The organism is Streptomyces finlayi, assembly GCF_014216315.1.
Classification (GTDB): domain Bacteria; phylum Actinomycetota; class Actinomycetes; order Streptomycetales; family Streptomycetaceae; genus Streptomyces; species Streptomyces finlayi_A.
Genome location: NZ_CP045702.1, coordinates 2,441,558 through 2,460,461, shown reverse-complemented (window position 1 = coordinate 2,460,461; position 18,904 = coordinate 2,441,558). Strand labels below are relative to the sequence as shown.

Genomic DNA, 18,904 nt, shown 5'->3' with positions numbered 1-18,904 from the left:
GCATCAGACCGCGAGAGCCTGCTTCACCTGTGCGAGGCTCGGGTTCGTCATGACGTGGTGACCGCCACCGTTGGCGGGAACCACCAGAACCGTGGGGACCGTCTGGTTTCCGCCATTCGCCTTCTCGACGAACGCCGCGGAATCCGGGTCGTGCTCGATGTTGATCTCGTTGTAGGCGATGCCCTCGCGGTCCATCTGACCCTTGAGCCGACGGCAGTAGCCGCACCATGTGGTGCTGTACATCGTCACAGTGCCCGGCATGTCTCGCGCTCCTCTGTCTTATGCGTCTCGCTGTGAAGCTGGAGATTGTGCGTTCCCGCACGCTAAGGAACGTACGGGACCCCGTCACCCATTCCCGCCGTACCGCGGGAATCCGAGGCCCTCAGCGGGATCGGGGCTGCCCGCCGACGGTGGAGTCGTGCGGATCGGCGGAGCGCGGGCCGGGATTAGTACGACGGATCGTTCACCCCTGTGGACAACTTCCGCGCCCGCCCCCTGCGACCTGGCAGCATGGCGGGGTGACAGCAGCAACGCATTCCACCCTCTTCCCACAGGTCCCCGAGTCCCCGGACGCCGTGCTCGAAGGGCTCGACCCCGAGCAGCGCGAGGTCGCGACCGCTCTGAGCGGACCCGTGTGTGTGCTGGCCGGAGCCGGTACGGGCAAGACGCGCGCGATCACCCATCGCATCGCGTACGGGGTGCGCGCGGGGATACTCCAGCCGACGACCGTGCTGGCTGTCACCTTCACCAACCGCGCGGCCGGCGAGATGCGCGGTCGCCTCCGTCAGCTCGGAGCCACCGGTGTGCAGGCGCGGACCTTCCACTCCGCGGCCCTGCGCCAGCTCCAGTACTTCTGGCCGAAAGCAGTCGGTGGCGAGCTCCCGCGACTGGTCGAGCGCAAGGTCCAGCTGGTCGCCGAGGCCGCGGCCCGCTGCGGGATCAAGCTCGACCGCAACGAGCTGCGGGACGCCACGAGCGAGATCGAGTGGGCCAAGGTCACCCAGACCGTGCCCGGCGACTATCCCGCCGCGGTCGCCAAGACCCAGCGGGACGCCCCGCGCGATCCGGCCGAGCTCTCCCAGATCTACGCGATGTACGAGCAGCTGAAGCGTGACCGCTCCGTGATCGACTTCGAGGACGTGCTGCTCCTCACCGTCGGCATCCTCCAGGACCGGCACGACATCGCGGACCACGTCCGCAGCCAGTACCAGCACTTCGTGGTCGACGAGTACCAGGACGTCAGTCCCCTCCAGCAGCGCCTGCTGGACCTCTGGCTCGGCGACCGGGACACCCTGTGCGTCGTCGGCGACGCAAGCCAGACGATCTACTCCTTCACGGGAGCGACCCCCGACCATCTGCTGAACTTCCGCACCCGCCATCCGAACGCCACCATGGTCAAGCTGGTCCGGGACTACCGCTCCACGCCCCAGGTCGTCCACCTGGCCAACGGCCTGCTGAGCCAGGCCCGCGGCAAGGCCGCCGAGCACCGGCTCGAACTGGTCTCGCAGCGCGACAAGGGCCCCGCCCCCGCCTATACGGAGTACACGGACGAACCGGCGGAGGCGGAGGGCACCGCACGCCGTATCCGCGAGCTGATCGCCGCAGGTGTCCCGGCCGGCGAGATCGCCGTGCTCTACCGCGTCAACTCCCAGTCCGAGGTCTACGAACAGGCCCTTGCCGACGCGGGCGTTCCCTACCAGCTGCGGGGAGCGGAGCGCTTCTTCGAGCGCGCGGAGGTCCGGGAAGCGGGCATGGCCTTGCGCGGCGCCGCCCGCGCCGGGGGCAACGACTCCCTGCTCGACCAGGCCGAGGGGCTGCCCTCCGAGGTGCGGGCGGTGCTCTCCACCAAGGGCTGGACGAGCAGGCCGCCGGCCGGCTCCGGTGCGGTGCGGGATCGCTGGGAGTCGCTGGCCGCCCTGGTGCGGCTCGCCGAGGACTTCGAACGGGCCAAGCCCGGGGCGACCCTCTCCGACCTCGTGGCCGAGCTCGACGAGCGGGCTGCCGCCCAGCACGCGCCCACCGTCCAGGGAGTCACGCTGGCTTCTCTGCACTCGGCGAAGGGCCTGGAATGGGACGCCGTGTTCCTGGTCGGGCTGACCGAGGGCATGATGCCGATCACGTACGCCAAGACCGACGAACAGGTCGAGGAGGAGCGGCGTCTGCTCTACGTCGGCGTCACCCGGGCACGTCTCCACCTCACGCTGTCGTGGGCGCTCTCCCGTTCGCCCGGCGGCCGGGGCGGCCGGCGGGCCACACGCTTCCTGAACGGGCTGCGGCCCGGCTCGGTGGCGCTCGGCACCCGCGGCGGCACTGGAGGCGGCGGAGGCATCGACCGCGGTTCCGGTACGGGCGCGGGAGCGGGTGGCAGCGGTCCGGACGCGGCGGTCAGGCGCAAGCGCGGCGGCCCCGTGCGGTGCCGAGTCTGCGGCAGGACGCTCACCGAGGCCGGTGAGATGAAGCTGATGCGTTGCGAGGACTGCCCCTCCGACATGGACGAGGCGCTGTACGAGCGGCTGCGCGACTGGCGGGCCGGACAGGCGAAGGTGATCGGGCAGCCCGCGTTCTGCGTGTTCACGGACAAGACGCTGATGGCGATCGCCGAGGCCGTGCCGGCCACCGAGGGCGAACTCGTCACCATCGCCGGCGTCGGCAACCGGAAGCTGACCAGTTTCGGCGCCGATGTGCTGGCCATCTGCGCAGGTGAGGCCATGGGTGAAGAGGCCGGGGAGGGCGAGGGCGAGGCGTGAGAAAAACTCGTCGAAAAAATAGTTTGCGCCTGCCCCAGTCGTCACCATAGGTTCTTAACCACGGGAACAGCGACTTCTCTGAAGCCCTGATTCCGTGCTGTACTTATCCGAATACGCAGGACCGGCCCCGGCCGGTCCCCCCTAGACGCCGAGAGGAGGCGATTCCTGTGATCAGCATCATCAGCACCAGCAAAGTGACCGATCTCTCGGTCGTCTCCGCCTACTCGCTCGGCCTCGCCTGCTCTTCGGAATCCCTGCTTCGTGGCACCGGTCTGTCCGGCATCTCCGCCGCCCGTCCGCTGTCTCCGGCCGCTCTGCTGCCCGTGATGCGGGAGCGCAATGAGCGACCGATCGAGGCACCGGCAGCAGCAGTAGCGAAGGGACAGGCCCCGGCCTATGCCTTTGCGGCCGTCGGTGCCGGAGCCAAGAAGCAGACCACGCAGCACCAGACGACTCAGCACCACACGATGTGGGCCTTCCGTGGGCCTGAACCCTGGAGCGATCCAGCCTGATCCACCATCAGGCCGGCGCCTTCAGGGCCGCGGAACCCCACTCGGGATCCGCGGCCCTTTTGTTTTGTCCGAACGGGATGAGACGTGACGAAGGAGCCTCGGGACAAGCAGCACCTGGTACCCAGCCGCCAACCGGCCAACAGGCCGGCACGACAAGACGAGGACACCACCCACCGTGCAAACCGAAACGCACGCCCCGTCCGTACCGCCTTCCGACACGATCTCCCCGCCCGGCCTCACGGAGGACTCCCCCTTGATCCCCCTCACCGCGCTCACCGCGCTCGACGACGCCATCGAGAACCTCGGTGTGCCCGTCCCCTGCCGTTCGTACGACCCCGAGGTCTTCTTCGCCGAGTCGCCCGCTGATGTCGAGTACGCCAAGTCCCTCTGCCGCACCTGCCCGCTCGTCGAGGCATGCCTCGCCGGCGCCAAGGAGCGGCGCGAGCCGTGGGGCGTCTGGGGCGGCGAGCTCTTCGTCCAGGGCGTCGTCGTCGCCCGCAAGCGGCCGCGTGGCCGCCCGCGCAAGAACCCGGTCGCGGCGTGAACGCCGGCCTGGGGGTCCCCGCCCCCGCACGGCTGAAGCGCATCGGAACCATCGACCGTCCCCACACCCATGACCCCCGGAATCAGGCACCAATGACCTCCCCCACGAATGAGCCCATCGGCTCCGCAACCCCGAACGTCACCATCACCGGCGCGAACGACTCGCGTCAGAACAGGACCCGCGAGATGCAACTCATCCCAGAAGCCATGGCTCGTGCGCATATGCGCGACCGCCTGAGGGAGGCCGAGGCGGACCGACAGTCCGTGCGCCTCGTCGCCGCCCGGCGGATGCACCGCCGTGCGGAGCGCGCCTCGATGCGTGCCCGCCGTGCGCTGGCCATGGCGGTCATGCACTAGGCATGCCCCAGGGGACTCCGCAGGAGCCCCCTGGGGCCGAGCCCCGAAGCAGGCTGCCCGGGCAACCGCTCTGCCCGGTGACCAGCCACCCCTTCGCGGGGCCGGTCCGAACAGGCCGGCCCCGCGGTGCGTTGAGCCGCGCCGCACAGCCACCGCGGCGTTATCGTCACCAGGTGGACGAGGAGAACCAGCCCGGACAGCCGGGCCCCGAAGGTGTGGTGTGCGCCCATTGCGGAACCGCTGCCCATGGCGGGACCGCACCGCCGACCTGGAGCTGCTCCGTGGAGAACGGCGGACGCCACTACCTCTGCGAAGACTGCGCTCGCATTCACATCAGAGCGATCGAAAGCCGTCTCGACTCCGCCTGGTGGTGACGGCGGCCGACTCCTGATGCGGATCTCGACATTTCCTCGGTTTCGCTCTCCGCTCCTCACTCAGTTGCTGTGTCAACGGACACGGCAGGGTCTACGGAGGCAGGCGGGAGGCAGCGGTGATGGCGGTGCGCCAGCCTGGGCGACTGATGACTGCGAGTCCGAGGCCGCGGTGGACAACCGCGGTCGCGGGACGCTCTCCGAGGGTGCGGCTACGCGGCGCCCGCCGCTGCAAGCGCCGCGACAGGCAGGAGCAGAATCCACTGCGGCAGGCGGAGCAGTGGTCGGGGCCAGCCGACGGACAGGGTGACGACCAGGAAGGCTGCCGCGTACGCGATGAAGTGTGCGGCCACGAACCATGCCACCAGGCCGGTCTCCGGCGTACCGTCCGTCAGGGAATGGTAGAGCAGAGCGAGTCCGGAGAGCACCAGGTCGATGCTCACCATGTGCCACACGGCGTGCAGGACACGCTTGGGTTCGTCCGCGAGCCCGCAGGACAGCAGCGGACGCACGACATCGCGGTGCCCGCCGACGATGTGCACTGCGGCCACGCCGAGCGCGGTGATTCCTGCCGCGAGGAGCCAGCCGTTCATCGGACCTCGATTCCTTTGGCCACGACAGTGGCCAGCAGTGCGGCCAGTTGCGGGGCAGGGTGCTCCCCGACCAGTCCTACGTGGAAGAACACGGCTCCCGCCAGCGTGTCCAGGACCAGGTCCACGGGAGTTTCGGCCGCCATCTCCCCCCGCACCAGAGCGCGTTCGAAGACGATCAGCAGCCGTTCCTTCGACGGGGCCAGGAAGTCGCCGCGGATGCGCGCCTTCAGTTCCGGATCGGCGGCGAAGTCAGCGAGCAGCCCCGGGAGTGCCGCCGCGGCGGCAGGCGCGTGGAACTCGTTGACCAGGCCCTGCAGCAGTACGGTCAGATCCCCGGCCAGAGTTCCGGTGTCCGGGGCCGGAGCATCATCGGTGGTCGTGAAGACTGCCTCGAAGACCAACTCCGGCTTGCCGGGCCACCGCCGGTAGATCGTGTCCTTGCCGACACCGGCCCGCGCGGCCACCGCCCCGATCGATGTTGCGGCATAGCCGACCTCGACCACCAGCTCTGCCGCCGCGTCGATGATCGCCTTGTGCGATCGGGGATCCCTGGGACGCCCTCTGGAGGGCGGAAAGGAGCTCATGACAGTTACCTTACGGGTCGACCCGAAAGGTAAACAAGAGGCCGGCCTGCACTTCAAACCGGAGCCGGCGGCGCCTCTTCAGGCCGCCGGCTAGCTGAGAAGCGGGCCGAAGAACTCCTGGCGGCCCGCGACCAGGATGTGGGCAGACACGCGGGAACACGACAATCGCCGCCGGAATCCGCCACGTTCGGACAAGACTCCGAACACACCCCGCAAACGCCGAGAACCCGCCCAGCCTCCGGCTGAACGGGATCTCGTGACGCTTCTCGAGAGCTACTCGGGAAATGTCGAAAGTCACGGTGGGTGGGAATCAAAGTGAGCAACTGTGGCCACCACCTGAAGCGGCGGGCGGGGGAGAATCAGGGAGCCTCATCACCCCCGCCGGCCGCCGCTGCTACGCCTCGGCGGCGACACCCTCCTGCTCGTCCTCGGCCAGGAATCCCGGGAGCCACGCCTCGAGTTCGTCCCTGAGGCGCACGGTCGCACCCAGCTGGCACAGCACCCCGATCGTGCTCAGGGTCACACGGTGTATCAGCAGATAGGACGGCGGCAGGTTCAGCTGCTTGCCCAGCTGATGGGCGGGGGAGCGCGGATCCGCTATGCGGGCCGCCTGGATGCGCAACCAGCCCCGGGTGAAGGTGAACTCGTCCACCTCCGCCGGCTCGATGATCGGCAACAGGTAGTCGAGGACCGCGTCAGGCGTGAGCTCGATCGAGTCCTTGACGAAGCCGGCTTCGCGCAGCAGCTCGTAGACCGCCTCGGCATCGCCCTCCAGCGTCATCCGCAGCGAGTCGCCGATGGTCTGCGGCAGTCCCCCCGGCAGCCGGTCCACCGTGCCGAAGTCCAGCACCCCGAGCCGCCACTGCCCGGGGTCGCCTTCCAGCCCGCCCTCCACCGATCCGTCCCCGTCATCGCTCCCGGCGGCCGGGAGGAGCCGGAAGTTGCCCGGATGCGGATCGGCGTGCAGCAGACCCGTTCGCGCCGGACCCGAGAAGAGGAAGCGCGCCAGCAGCTGACCGGCCCGGTCCCGCTGTTCCACCGTGCCCTCGGCGATCACGTCGGCGAGCGGGATGCCGTCGATCCACTCCGACACCAGGACCTGCTCGGACTGGTGGACCACTCCCGGGACGACCACGTCGGGATCATCCTCGAACTCCGCCGCGTGCTGTCGCTGGGACTCCGCCTCAAGCGCGTAATCCAGCTCTTCCTCGACCCGCTCGCGCATCTCCTTGATGAGCGGCTTCACATCCATGCCCGGGACCAGCGGGCCGAACAGCCGGGCGAACCGGCTCAACTGGGTCAGATCCGAGAGCAGTGCCTCACCCGCGCCCGGGTACTGCACCTTCACCGCGACGTCACGCCCGTCGTGCCACACCGCCCGGTGCACCTGCCCGATGGACGCGGCGGCCGACGGCTTGTCCTCGAAGGAGAGGAAAAGATCCCGCCAGTCCTCGCCGAGCCGCTCCTCCAGTACCGAGTGCACCGTGCGCGCGGGCATGGGCGGCGCCGCTTCCTGCAGCTTGGTGAGCGCGGCCCGGTAGGGCCCCGCGACTTCCTCGGGCAGCGCCGACTCGAAGACGGACAACGCCTGCCCGAGCTTCATGGCACCGCCCTTCAACTCTCCGAGGACACGGAAGAGCTGATCGGCGGTTCGCTGCTGCACCTCGCGGGCCACCAGCTCCGCGGACTTCCCGCCGATCCGCTTACCCAGCCCCCATGTGGCACGGCCCGCGAAGCCGAGCGGTAGCGCGGCCAGCTTGGCGGTGCGGGTGACCGCCTTCCGGGGAAGATCAGACATGTGCCCCTCCAGTTCCCAGACCGTGCCGCGTAGGTCTTCGGCGTTGCCGTCGACGGCGGTCACCCGGCCATTGTGTCCTGTGCGGTACCCGCTGCGGAGGTGAGCTCCCCCTCAGTGTGCCCGGCCGCACCGCAGGAACAGTCGGGATGCGGCCCGAGCTGCTCCGACCGCCAGTCCAGCAGAGGCAACGCGGCTTCCCACCGGGCGCCCGTACTGGCAGGCAATTCCCCGTCGAGGAACGACAGCGCGTGGGCTGCCGCAAGCCCCGCCACCGCTGTCGCCAGGCCGACATCGCAGGCGGGAACGGCGTTCCGGCGCCCTGAGCGCCACTGCGCCAGCATGCGGGGCCACTGCGGATCACGGTCGGCGCGGTGAAGGGCCAGGCAGCCCGCGCATCCTGTGCCGCCCGGCAGTACCAGCGGCCCGACCACGCCAGTGGCTTCGATCACACCCGCGTAGAGATGCGGAGTACCCGAACTGATCCAGGGTGCGGCCGTGGCGGGATCGGGGGCGTACACCGAAAGTCCGTCCCGGGGGGCGGCCACGATGAGGGACAGTCCCGGTTCGGCCCCGGCCGACGCGCCGGCGGGCCCCGTGGCCCGGGGAATCCCGCCCACGGAGGACCGGCGGACGAGTTGGCGGGCCGCCGCGTCCCTCCGCTCCCCGACCGCCGAAGCCGGAAGTCCGCCGGGAGCGACGTCCCCTGGTTCGGTCCGGCCGCCGTCCAGCACCTCGACCCTGCCCACTCCGGCCCCGGACAGCACCCCGGCGATCACGGCGCCCACCCGGCCCGCGCCCCTCACCTGTACGCGCATGGCCCGGCGGGCGGCGAGCCGTCTCAGCCCGCTGCCGGGCTCCCGGTGCACGACGGAGAGTGACGCGAGGTCAGGTCGCTGGCGCTCCAGGGCATCGGCCCGGTCGCGTAACGCGTCGGCTTCCGGACCGCCTCCCCGGGGATCGTCCAGCAGTCCGGCCTCCGTCAGGCGCTCGACCAGCACGTCCACATGACGGTCCGACAGATCGAGTGACCGGCCTTCCTCGCGAAGGAGCGGCAGGCCACGCGTGCCGTCGAGCAGTTCCAGAAAGCTCCCTGTGGCGATATCCATGGGTCCGAGCGTCACCGCATGGGCCGGTGTGACTCCGAATTGGACGGTGTTGCGTCCGCGCCATGCGCGGCGCAGTGCGGGCTTGAGCATCGGATGCATGACTTCTCCCCGGTCGCGTGAAGATCCTTTGCCAGAATGCGGCGGCGGAGCGAAGTCCGCGAAAAGTTGTCCACAGGCAGGGGGTGTTAGTCGTTCAAATGGTGCACGCGACGGACCGGATCTACGCCGGACCGTTCCGGAGTCGGGACTTCCGCCACTGACAGCGGGTAACGTCGGAGCGTGCCTGCCGAACCCTCTCCCGGCTTCGCCGGGGGCATCCCCGTGCGCAGCGCCGGAAGTGATCAGGGCAGCGTGGCCGCCCGTCAGCCCCGCGCTTCGGCGACGAGCGCGGTCGAGGTCCGCAGGAGTGCCCGGCGTAACAGAACGGTGTCCGCCTACCGGGAGGGCGACCGCACCATCGTGCTGATCCCCGCCCGGATGTCGGAGGCGGAGGAACAACGCTGGGTGGGTGTGATGCTCGACAAGCTCGCCGCGCAGGAGAGCAAGCGTGTCATCGGCGACAGTGAGCTGGCCGAGCGCGCCGAGCGGTTGTCCACCCAGTACTTCCAGGGCCGGGCGAGGCCCGCCTCCGTCCGGTGGGTGACCAACCAGAACACCCGATGGGGCTCCTGCACCCCGGCCGAGGGCTCCATCCGCCTGTCGCACCGGCTGCAGGGCATGCCGGAGTACGTCGTCGACTACGTGCTCGTCCACGAGCTGGCCCATCTCCTGGTCCCCGGTCACGGTCCGCGTTTCTGGCGGCTGCTGGAGGCGTACCCCCGCACCGAACGGGCCAGGGGCTATCTCGAAGGTGTCGTGGCGGCGGACCGCCTTCCGCACCTGCCCGCCGCACGCGAAGAGTGACGTTCGGTGATTCTGTACCGGGTGTGTACCGACTCGGCCCGGCAGCGCCGTTTGCGGTTAGCCTGACGCGACGCATTTACATTCGGGATGGGGGACGGTCGTTACGCATGGCCAGGGAATTCCAACGCGGCCACAAGGCCAAGATCAGTGACCTCACTCCAGGGACGGATCTGTACGTAGGCGTGCAGATCACCGGACCCGGACTGACCTTCGACATCAGCTGCTTCGGCCTCGACGCCAATGAGCAGCTCTCCGACGACCGGTATTTCATCTTCTTCAACCAGCCGAAGTCGCCCGAGGAGTCCATTCAGCTGCTGGGTGCCCAGTCCGGCGACACCGAGTCGTTCCGCGTCACGCTCGACCGCGTTCCGGCGAGCATCCACAAGCTGTCGTTCACGGCGACTCTCGACGGTGCGGGACAGATGTCGCAGGTCGGGCCCGGATACATCCGGATCGTGGCGGGCGGCGAAGAGGTGGTGAAGTACGCCTTCACCGGGTCGGAGTTCACCACCGAGCGCGCCGTGATGCTGGGCGACTTCTACCTCAAGGACGTCTGGCGTTTCGCCGCCGTCGGGCAGGGTTTCGACGGTGGCCTGGACGCGCTCCTGAAGAACTTCGGCGGCGAGGTCGCGGAGGAAGCTCCGGCCGCCCCGCAGCCGCAGGCCGCCGCGCCGTCGTTCGCCCAGCCCGCGCAGGCGACCGAACCCCCGGCCTTCGGAGCTCCGGTTCCGCAGGCACCTCAGCCGGCCCCGGCCTTCGGAGCCCCTGCCGCGGCACCCGCGCCGCCGCAGCAGCCGATGCATTCGGCGCCGACCATGGCAGCCCCGGTGGCACCGCATGCCCCGTCCCCGTACGGGCAGCCACAGGCGCCGCAGCAGCCGCAGTTCGGCCAGGTTCCCGGGCAGGGCGCACCGCCCGCCGCCCCCTACGGGCAGCAGCCTCCCGCCCCGTTCGGCCAGCAGGCGCCTCCGGCCTTCGGCCAGCAGCCTCCCGGTATGCCGCAGGGCATTCCCCAGGGTGTCCCGCAGGGCGGTGCCGGTCTGCACGCGGCTCTCCAGCTCTACAAGGAGGCGCCGACAGGCCAGCGCTGGACTTCGCAGAACCAGCAGCTCATGAGGGTCGATCTCACCATGGGCGGCAACCCGGTGCTGGCCCGCCAGGGCAGCATGGTCATGTACCAGGGCAAGGTCGACTTCGGTTACAAGAGCGCGGGTTTCGCGGGCCGTGTGGTCGGTAACGCCACCGGTCAGGAAATGCAGCTGATGCGCTGTACGGGCCGAGGGCAGGTCTTCCTCGCCGAAGAGGGCGCGCATCTGCATCCGATCGAGCTCCAGGGCGACGGCATCTGCGTCTCCGCCGAGAGCGTTCTCGCCTTCGATGAGTCGCTCCAGTACGAAGTCCGCAGGATCGAGGGCCACGGCATCCCCGGCGGCGCCCTGTTCACCATGCTGTTCCAGGGAACCGGCACCGTGGTCGTGAAGACCCACGGTGTCCCTGTCGTCCTGCCGGTCACCCCGACCACGTTCGCCGACTGCAACGCCGTCGTGGCATGGTCGGCGGCCTCCCAGGTGATCCTTTCCAGCCAGGTCAGGCTGCGCCGCAACGCGTATCCGGGACACAGCGGAGAGACCGTGAACCTCCAGTTCCGGGGAGCGCCCGGGAACTTCATCGTCGTCCAGCCCTACGAGGTGTGAGGGAGCCCGTCATGAACCAGCAACTCGCGGGCTTCGCCCCGACCCCCGTAACCGCCCGGATGGAGAATCACGGCAGCACGATGCTCAAGGTCGCCATGGCCACGGGCCAGGACCTGTACGCCCGCACCGGTTCGATGGTGGCGTACGAGGGCTTCATCCAGTACGAACCCAACCCGCCCGCCGCCCGGCAGGCCGCCTCCCAGTGGATCACCGGCGAGGGCGCACCTGTCATGAAGTGCTCGGGTGACGGGCTGCTCTACCTCGCCGACTACGGTGCCGATGTGATCGTGATCAACCTCAACAACGACTCCCTCTCGGTCAACGGCACCAATCTCCTGGCCTTCGACGCCCATCTCGCATGGGGCGTCGAGAAGGTCAAGGGGCTCGCCAAGTTCGCCGGCCAGGGCTTGTGGAACGTCGGCATCCAGGGCACCGGGTGGGTGGCCATCACCTCCCGCGGTACCCCGATCGTCGTCGACTGCGGCCGGGGCGAGGACGAGACGTACGTCGACCCGGACGCCCTGGTCGCGTGGTCCCCGAACCTCAAGGTGAAGGGCAAGCGCAGCTTCAAGGCCTCCTCGCTCATCGGGCGCGGCAGCGGAGAGGCCTACCAGATGGCCTTCTCCGGTGAGGGCATCGTCGTCGTCCAGCCGAGCGAGGACAGTACCGACCGCCTGCGGATCCGGAACTGAGGGGGAGGAGAGACACACCATGCAGAGTCCGCTTTTCGCTCATACCGAGCAGCAGTCCCAGGACCGGTACGCCATCCAGAACCCGCAGCTCCTGCGGGTCTCGCTGACCGGCCACGACGACATCCTCGCCCGCAAGGGGGCCATGGTCGCGTACCAGGGGCTGATGGAGTTCGACGGCGAGTATCGCTCCCAGGGCCAGCGCCGCGCCCGTGCCAACACGGGTGAAGGTCTCGACCTGATGCGCTGCACCGGGCAGGGCACCGTCTATCTGGCCAACCTCGCCCAGTACATCCACGTCGTGGACGTCGGTCAGGAGGGCATGACGGTGGACAGTTCCTATGTCCTCGCCCTCGACTCCGCGCTGCACACCGAGGTCATCGCGGTGGACAGCCAGTACGGCATCTCGGGCACCGGGAAGTACCAGCTCAACATCACCGGCACCGGCAAGGTCGCGCTGATGACCTCCGGCCTGCCGCTGATGATGCAGGTGACGCCGGACAAGTACGTGAACGTCGACGCCGACGCGATCGTGGCCTGGTCCAGCTCGCTGCGCGTGCAGATGCAGGCCCAGACGCACTCCTCCGGGGTCAGGCGGCGGCGCGGCAACACCGGCGAAGGCTGGGAGCTCAGCTTCCTCGGACAGGGTTTCGCCCTCGTCCAGCCGAGTGAGGTCATGCCCCCGCAGCACGCCGAGGTCGGGCAGGGCGCCCGCGCCCAGTTCGGCGTCGGTCAGCAGGGTGCGCACGCGCAGAACCAGAACAACGCCTGGAACTGAACGCGGCACAGCGGTACGGCGTAAGGGGCGGCCTCACAAGAGGCCGCCCCTTACGCCGTACCGGCCAGCACAAGTCGGCCGGCGATCTGTCCGCTACGCGCGCTGTTCCAGCGCGGCGAGAGTGCCTTCCAGCAGCCGTACGACCGAGGCGTCGGCCACGGCAGGGACCTCGTCGTACGCATACCACCTCAGGTCCAGCGATTCGTCGCTGATCCGCTCGGTGGACCCGTCCGGCGCGAGCGCCGCGTACTGCACGTCGAGGTGCCAGTGGCAGGGCGCCGGAATCGGGTGCCGGTCCAGCCGGACCGGTCCGCCGGGCAGTAGCGTCAGGCCCTCGATCCCGGATTCCTCCGTCGCCTCACGGAGGGCGGCGGCGGCCAGGGCGGCGTCCTGCGGCTCACAGTGCCCGCCCATCTGGAGCCACATCCGCAGCTTCCTGTGCAGGGTCAGCAGCACCCTGCCGCGCTCGGCGTCGATCACCAGGGCGCTGGCGGTGAGGTGCCCGGCCCCGCATACCTTCCACAGGCCGTCCGGGTGCTGTGCCAGATGGTCCAGGTAGACCTGGCGCAGGTCGTCCTGCGCCAGGTCGTCCGCCGGGGTGTAGCCCTTCAGTACGAGGACCGCGTCATCGTGCAGGCTCACTGGTCGGAGTCGTCCTTGCTGCCCTTGTCACCCTCGCCTTGGCCGTCGGGGCCCGGAGCTTCGGTGCCCGGAGCTTCGGTGCCGTCCGCCTCGGAGGCGGGCTTCCGAGGCCCGTTGGCGGCCTCGCCGAGCATCTTGTCCAGCTCGGAGAAGTCCAGCTGCTCGTGGTGGACGAAGCCGTCCGGATCGTCCAGGTCACGGGCCGTAGGCAGCATGTCCGGGTGCTCCCACAGAGCGTCACGGCCGTCGACACCCCGCGCGTCCGTGAGCGAGGCCCACAGCCGGGAGGCATCGCGCAGCCGGCGCGGACGGAGCTGGAGCCCGATCAGTGTGGCGAACGTCTGCTCCGCTGGACCCCCGGACGCCCGGCGCCTGCGCAGGGTCTCGCGCAGTGCGTCCGCCGAGGTCAGCCGTGACTTGGCGGCCTCGTGGACCACGGCGTCGACCCAGCCCTCGACCAGTGCGAGCGCCGTCTCCAGGCGGGCCAGCGACGCCTTCTGCTCCGGGGTGTCCTCCGGCTGGAACATTCCCTGCTGGAGGGCGTCCTGCAGCTGCTCGGGCTGTGTCGGGTCGAACTGGCCGACCACGTCCTCCAGCTTGCTCGTGTCGACCTTGATGCCGCGCGCGTACGCCTCGACCGCACCGAAGAGGTGCGAGCGCAGCCACGGCACATGGGCGAAGAGCCGCTGGTGGGCGGCCTCACGCAGCGCCAGGTAGAGCCGCACCTCGTCCTGGGACACGCCCAGGTCCTTGCCGAACTGCTCGACGTTCAACGGAAGGAGCGCGGCCTTGCCGGCCGGGCCCAGTGGCAGCCCGATGTCCGTGGAACCGACCACCTCGCCGGCGAGGACACCGACGGCCTGCCCGATCTGCTGGCCGAACATGGCGCCGCCCATCGACCGCATCATGCCGATCAGCGGGCCGGCCATGGCCTGCATCTCCTCGGGCAGGACATCGCCCATCGCCAGGCCGACACGCTCGGCCACCGGGTCGACGAGCTGCTGCCAGGCGGGGAGGGACGCCTCGACCCACTCCGCGCGACTCCAGGCCACGGTCGACACCGAGCCTGAGGGGAGCGACGTCACGCCGTCCAGCCACAGGTCCGCCAGCCGCAGCGCCTCATCGACAGCCGTCCGCTCCGCCGGACCCACGCTCGCGTCCTTGGTGCCGTCCGGTGTGCCCTGGGAGACCGTCTGGCGGGCGATCTGCTTGGCCATGTCCCAGTTCACGGGACCGCCCTCGTAGCTGAGCATCTGGCCGAGCTGCTGGAAGGCGGCCCCCAGGTCGTTCGGGTTCATCGAACCGAACATGGCTGCGAACGGATTGTCACCGCCCGCCCCGGGACCGAAGCCGAACGGATTGCCCGGACCGCCCGGACCCTGGCCACCTCCGGTGGGGTCCTTCTTCTTGCCCTCGTCGCCGTTCTCCGGCTCCTCCGGCGGAAGGCCGAATCCGAATGGGGTGTCACTCACGGGTTTCCTCGGCTCGTAGGGCCGCCGGCTCGAACCGACGGCGACTGCCCGACATCACCATCCAGCGTAGACACCGAGCCCGCTGAGGGCCTCAGTGCTCCGCCGGCTCCCGGCCTGCGGCAGGATGGACGCCACCTGGTACGTACGCGTCGTTCGGGTACGTACTGAAGACAACCGCTGGAGACGCCCGGTGAGTTCCCCAGATCCGCAGGTTCGCGCAGCGCGAAACCTGGCCGACCCCTCGTCCGAGAGCAAGCCCGAGAAGAAGCGCTCCAAGAGCAGGGGCCCCGTCGTCGCGGTCACCGGTGCCGCGAGCGGCATCGGTGAACTTCTCACCGCCCATCTCGTCGCATCCGACGAGATCAAGAAGGTCATCGCCATCGACGAACGCCGGGGTGACGTCTCTGACGCGACCTGGCACATCCTGGACGTACGCGACCCCGCCATCGCGGAGAAGCTCCGCGGTGCGGACGTCGTGGTGCACCTGGCGCTCGATCTCGACCTGGAGACCGATCCCGCCGCCCGTACGGCGTACAACGTGCGCGGTACCCAGACGGTGCTGACCGCCGCCGCCGCGGTAGGCGTCCACCGGGTCGTGCTGTGCACATCGGCGATGGTCTACGGCGCCCTTCCCGACAACGACGTACCGCTTTCCGAGGACGCCGAGCTGCGCGCCACGGCGGAGGCGACCGGAGTCGGGGACCTGCTGGAGATCGAACGGCTGGGCCGCCGTGCGCCGCGCGCCCACCCCGGACTCAACGTCACCGTCGTGCGGCCCACCGTCCTGGTCGGCGGCACGGACACGGCGCTGACCCGCTACTTCGAGTCGCCGAGGCTCCTGGTCGTCGCGGGATCACGCCCCACCTGGCAGTTCTGCCACGTGGAGGACCTGGTGACGGCTCTGGAGTACGCCGCCCTGGAGAAGATCGACGGAGAGTTCGCCGTCGGCTGCGACGGGTGGCTGGAGCAGCAGGAGGTCGAGGAGATCAGCGGCGTACGGCGCATGGAACTCCCCTCGGCCGTCGCGCTCGGCGCGGCGGCGCGGCTGCACCGGATCGGTCTCACCCCCTCCCCGGCGGGCGACCTCGCGTACACGATGCACCCCTGGGTGGTCAGCGTGAGCCGGCTGCACGACATCGGGTGGCGGCCCAAGTGGACGAACGAGGAGGTCCTCGGAGCACTCCTCGAAGAGGTGGAGGGCCGCCACACCCTGGCCGGACGGCGGCTCGGCCGCAAGGACGCCACCGCTGCCGGTGCCGCCGGCGCGACCGTCGCGCTGCTCGGCACCGCGGCCCTGGTCCGGCGCGCCCGTAAGGCGCGTCGGCGTATCTAGGGCTTCCCCGCACCGGATGGGAGCGGCCCTCGCCCGTCAGGCGTCTGTAGGAGGCTCCAAGGCGGTTGGCGGGCAGCCGGTGGGAAACGCTGTTCCGCGATGTCGGTGCCGTGCGGCACGATGGACCCCATGGCACGCACCCATGACCACCCCGGTGAGCAGGCCGCTCACGACCCCATCCGGCTGCTGGAGATCCGCGACACGCCGCTCTCCGTCGACGAGATCTTCCGAGCCGTGGGGGACGACGCGGCGGGCGGCATCGCGCTCTTCGTCGGCACCGTGCGCAATCACGACGACGGGCAGGACGTCGGAGCGCTCGGCTACTCCTGCCACCCCTCGGCGCAGGACGAGATGCGGAAGGTGGCCGAGAAGGTCGTCGCCGAGTTCCCCGTCCGCGCGCTGGCCGCCGTCCACCGTGTGGGTGAACTGGCGGTAGGCGATCTGGCGGTGGTCGTCGCCGTCTCCTGTGCCCACCGGGGAGAGGCGTTCGATGCCTGCCGGAAGCTGATCGACGACCTGAAACACGAGGTTCCGATCTGGAAGCACCAGCGTTTCTCGGACGGCACCGAGGAATGGGTGGGTGCCTGCTGAGCGCAAACCCTCCCGGGGAGGATCAGCCCCGATTTGCGTAACCGCCCCCCTGCCATGAGCGTTGGTTTTCCGGATCGTTAATCTGCTGATCGGTCACTTGCGGTCACTCGTGGGGTAGGGAGGTCGTAATGGCGGCACTTGCTTGGTTGCTGATTCCACTTTTCGCTGCTGTCGGCGCTGCGATATGGGGAAGCTGGGCCGCGCGTAACCGCACGACCGGCGATGTCTCCGAACTCGCCGGCTACGCAAGGTTCCGTGACGCGATGGAGAAGCCGCACTCCGGTTCCGATGCCGCATGACCCCGCAGCTCGCCGCGGGACGTATCCTGCCGCGTGACGCGGCCCCGCCGACGTCCTCGTACGGACCGGGCCCGACGGTGCACTGACAGGCCATTCCCGTACTGTCGTTCCATGCCACGCCGCACCGCGACGATGCTCGCTTCCACCCTGATCCTCATCGCGCTGCTCTGCGCAGGCGTGCTGATTCCCGTGCGGTATTCCGAGATGTCACCGGGCCCCACCGTGAACACGCTGGGTGAAGCCCGGGGAGAACCGGTCCTGCAGATCGAGGGGCGCAAGACGTACCCCACCTCGGGGCATCTGAACATGACGACGGTCCGCGTCACCGGCGCGGACTACGAGATGAACCTCGTCCAAGCGGTCTACGGCTGGCTGGCCCACGACAGTGTCGTCGTTCCGCACGACACCCTCTATCCGGACGGCAAGACGGAAGAGGAGTCGACGCAGGAGAACGCCGAGGAGTTCAGCCAGTCCCAGGAGAGCGCCAAGGTCGCCGCCCTGGAGGAGCTCGACATCCCCGTCTCGACCCGCACCGTCGTGTCCACGGTCATCAAGGACAGTCCCGCTCAGGGGCGGCTGCACGCGGGTGATGTGATCAAGGCCGTCGACGGTGCGACCGTCGAGCAGCCCGAGGACGTCGCCGAACTCGTCACCAAACACAAGCCGGGCGAGGACGTCACCTTCACGATCGTCCCTGCCAAGGAGGCGGCTGCCGCCGAGAAGGCGGGCAGGCAGCCCCGCTCCACCGAGAAGATCGTCGTCACGACGAAGAAGGCCCCGAAGGAGAACCGGGCGATCGTCGGTATCCAGGCCGGGACGGACCACACGTTCCCGTTCGAGATCGACATCAAGCTCGCCGACGTGGGTGGCCCCAGCGCGGGTCTGATGTTCTCCCTGGGCATCATCGACAAGCTGACGCCCGGGAACCTGACGGGCGGCGAGTTCATCGCGGGCACCGGCACGATCGACGACGACGGCAAGGTCGGCCCGATCGGCGGCATCAACATGAAGCTGGTCGGCGCGCGCGACGCGGGAGCCCGGTACTTCCTCACTCCGGACGACAACTGCGCGGCCGCCGCGTCCGACATCCCCGGCGGCCTGACGCTGGTACGGGTGAAGACCCTCGACGACGCCGAGAAGTCGGTGGGGAAGATCCGGGCGGGGGACACCGCCGGCCTGCCGAGCTGCTCGGCGAACTGACGGCCGGCCCCGCCGGTCCGTAAACACCGGGACCGACGGGGCCGGGATGCGAAGACCCGACGCCAGGGCCGGACGCGAAGGTCTCAGGACCCGATGGTCACGACTCGAAGGTCGCCGCGAGCGCTTCCGCCAGCCCGGGGACGAGCCCCGCGCCGGTCAGCACCTCGGTCGGGGAGTCCTTCTCCCGCAGCCGTACGGCGGAGTCCCGTGATCCGTCGCGCAGGACGGCCACCGTCATGCGGACCTCCTGACGGTCCGGGTGCTTGGCGACCCACTTGGTGAGCTGGGCATCGCTCATCCCCTCGGGTACGGAGGCCTCGGCGGAGGGGGGCAGCATCAGCCGCTCGACGGTCATCGCACACCCGACCACCGCGTCGGGCCAGGCGATGGTGGCGAGGAACTCGTCCAGCGCCGTGCCGGCGGGAAGTTCGTCCTGCTCGATCGGAGTGAAAGCCGCGGTCGTGGAGCCGGTGTCGTCCAGACCGAGCTGGGCGGCGAGGCCCGGCTCCTGGACACGCAGCTTGGCGGTGTCGACCAGGGCGAAGAGCCGGGCCGGCTGGTCCCAGCCGAGGTTGGCGGCATAGGCGTCGATTTCGAGTACGGCGACAGTCAGGGGGCTCGCGGCCATCGGAGGGCCGGAGGGGGAAACGTTGGGCATGGCAATATCCTGCCTCCTTCCGCCCCGGTAACGG

20 protein-coding genes are annotated in these 18,904 nt (G+C 69.5%); 12 read left to right on the top strand and 8 right to left on the bottom strand.

Translation table 11 applies throughout. The features are described from left to right. Positions 1–3: 3 nt before the first annotated feature. Complete coding sequence (locus F0344_RS11085) at positions 4–261, bottom strand: mycoredoxin (RefSeq protein ID WP_185298616.1); 258 nt, start codon at positions 259–261, stop codon at positions 4–6. A 257-nt stretch (positions 262–518) separates the two neighbouring features. On the opposite strand from F0344_RS11085, the gene F0344_RS11080 reads away from it, so the two are divergent. The 5 genes from F0344_RS11080 to F0344_RS35665 all read left to right on the top strand — a co-directional run bounded on the left by F0344_RS11080 (position 519) and on the right by F0344_RS35665 (position 4,533). Next, entirely contained in the window at positions 519–2,747 is a 2,229-nt protein-coding gene (locus F0344_RS11080; RefSeq protein ID WP_185298615.1) for an ATP-dependent DNA helicase UvrD2, read from the top strand. A gap of 167 nt (positions 2,748–2,914) precedes the next feature. After that, positions 2,915–3,259, top strand: a complete 345-nt coding sequence (locus F0344_RS11075) for a hypothetical protein (RefSeq protein ID WP_185298614.1) — start codon at positions 2,915–2,917, stop codon at positions 3,257–3,259. A 175-nt stretch (positions 3,260–3,434) separates the two neighbouring features. Further along, positions 3,435–3,803: a WhiB family transcriptional regulator gene (locus F0344_RS11070; protein ID WP_185298613.1), complete on the top strand. Its 369-nt coding sequence runs from the start codon at positions 3,435–3,437 to the stop codon at positions 3,801–3,803. Beyond that, a complete protein-coding gene (locus tag F0344_RS11065) occupies positions 3,800–4,159 on the top strand; it encodes a hypothetical protein (RefSeq protein WP_258049852.1) in 360 nt (119 codons plus the stop codon). Before F0344_RS11070 ends, F0344_RS11065 begins: the two co-directional genes overlap by 4 nt. Before the next feature lie 173 nt (positions 4,160–4,332). Then, positions 4,333–4,533 carry a hypothetical protein gene (locus tag F0344_RS35665; protein ID WP_258049851.1) on the top strand — a complete coding sequence of 67 codons (201 nt, stop codon included), beginning with the start codon at positions 4,333–4,335 and terminating at the stop codon, positions 4,531–4,533. 209 nt (positions 4,534–4,742) lie between these two features. On the opposite strand, the gene F0344_RS11060 is transcribed toward F0344_RS35665, so the two are convergent. From F0344_RS11060 to F0344_RS11045, 4 genes are all read right to left on the bottom strand, one after another. Continuing rightward, positions 4,743–5,123, bottom strand: a complete 381-nt coding sequence (locus F0344_RS11060) for a hypothetical protein (RefSeq protein ID WP_185298612.1) — start codon at positions 5,121–5,123, stop codon at positions 4,743–4,745. Next, positions 5,120–5,707, bottom strand: a complete 588-nt coding sequence (locus F0344_RS11055) for a TetR/AcrR family transcriptional regulator (RefSeq protein ID WP_185298611.1) — start codon at positions 5,705–5,707, stop codon at positions 5,120–5,122. The genes F0344_RS11060 and F0344_RS11055 overlap by 4 nt, the downstream gene beginning before the upstream one ends. A 394-nt stretch (positions 5,708–6,101) precedes the next feature. Further along, a complete protein-coding gene (locus F0344_RS11050) occupies positions 6,102–7,505 on the bottom strand; it encodes an ABC1 kinase family protein (protein WP_185302626.1) in 1,404 nt (467 codons plus the stop codon). A gap of 59 nt (positions 7,506–7,564) precedes the next feature. Beyond that, positions 7,565–8,710 (bottom strand): TOMM precursor leader peptide-binding protein, encoded by a 1,146-nt coding sequence (locus F0344_RS11045; protein ID WP_185298610.1) that lies wholly within the window; start codon positions 8,708–8,710, stop codon positions 7,565–7,567. 180 nt (positions 8,711–8,890) lie between these two features. Between F0344_RS11045 and F0344_RS11040 the strand changes: the two genes are divergently transcribed. The 4 genes from F0344_RS11040 (at position 8,891) to F0344_RS11025 (ending at position 12,675) form a co-directional block, all read left to right on the top strand. Further along, positions 8,891–9,514, top strand: a complete 624-nt coding sequence (locus F0344_RS11040) for a M48 metallopeptidase family protein (protein ID WP_185298609.1) — start codon at positions 8,891–8,893, stop codon at positions 9,512–9,514. 107 nt (positions 9,515–9,621) lie between these two features. Further along, entirely contained in the window at positions 9,622–11,208 is a 1,587-nt protein-coding gene (locus F0344_RS11035; RefSeq protein WP_185298608.1) for a TerD family protein, read from the top strand. An 11-nt stretch (positions 11,209–11,219) separates the two neighbouring features. Beyond that, positions 11,220–11,900, top strand: coding sequence for an AIM24 family protein (locus F0344_RS11030; RefSeq protein ID WP_185298607.1), 681 nt, complete (start codon positions 11,220–11,222; stop codon positions 11,898–11,900). A gap of 19 nt (positions 11,901–11,919) precedes the next feature. After that, complete coding sequence (locus tag F0344_RS11025) at positions 11,920–12,675, top strand: AIM24 family protein (protein ID WP_185298606.1); 756 nt, start codon at positions 11,920–11,922, stop codon at positions 12,673–12,675. A gap of 93 nt (positions 12,676–12,768) precedes the next feature. Here F0344_RS11025 and F0344_RS11020 read toward each other — a convergent pair whose 3' ends face one another. Continuing rightward, on the bottom strand, positions 12,769–13,317 hold the full coding sequence (locus F0344_RS11020) for an NUDIX hydrolase (protein ID WP_185298605.1): 549 nt from the start codon (positions 13,315–13,317) through the stop codon (positions 12,769–12,771). Next, positions 13,314–14,789: a zinc-dependent metalloprotease gene (locus tag F0344_RS11015; RefSeq protein WP_185298604.1), complete on the bottom strand. Its 1,476-nt coding sequence runs from the start codon at positions 14,787–14,789 to the stop codon at positions 13,314–13,316. Before F0344_RS11015 ends, F0344_RS11020 begins: the two co-directional genes overlap by 4 nt. Before the next feature lie 190 nt (positions 14,790–14,979). Between F0344_RS11015 and F0344_RS11010 the strand changes: the two genes are divergently transcribed. From F0344_RS11010 to F0344_RS11000, 3 genes are all read left to right on the top strand, one after another. Further along, the gene (locus F0344_RS11010; protein ID WP_185298603.1) at positions 14,980–16,122 is read left to right on the top strand and encodes an SDR family oxidoreductase; all 1,143 of its coding nucleotides are present in this window, start codon (positions 14,980–14,982) and stop codon (positions 16,120–16,122) included. 129 nt (positions 16,123–16,251) lie between these two features. Beyond that, positions 16,252–16,713: a molybdenum cofactor biosynthesis protein MoaE gene (locus F0344_RS11005; protein WP_185298602.1), complete on the top strand. Its 462-nt coding sequence runs from the start codon at positions 16,252–16,254 to the stop codon at positions 16,711–16,713. Between the two features lie 410 nt (positions 16,714–17,123). Beyond that, positions 17,124–18,212, top strand: a complete 1,089-nt coding sequence (locus tag F0344_RS11000; protein ID WP_185298601.1) for a YlbL family protein — start codon at positions 17,124–17,126, stop codon at positions 18,210–18,212. A gap of 97 nt (positions 18,213–18,309) precedes the next feature. Here the strand turns inward: F0344_RS11000 and F0344_RS10995 are convergent, their stop codons facing one another. Beyond that, positions 18,310–18,870, bottom strand: a complete 561-nt coding sequence (locus F0344_RS10995) for a PPA1309 family protein (protein ID WP_258049849.1) — start codon at positions 18,868–18,870, stop codon at positions 18,310–18,312. Positions 18,871–18,904: the final 34 nt, after the last annotated feature.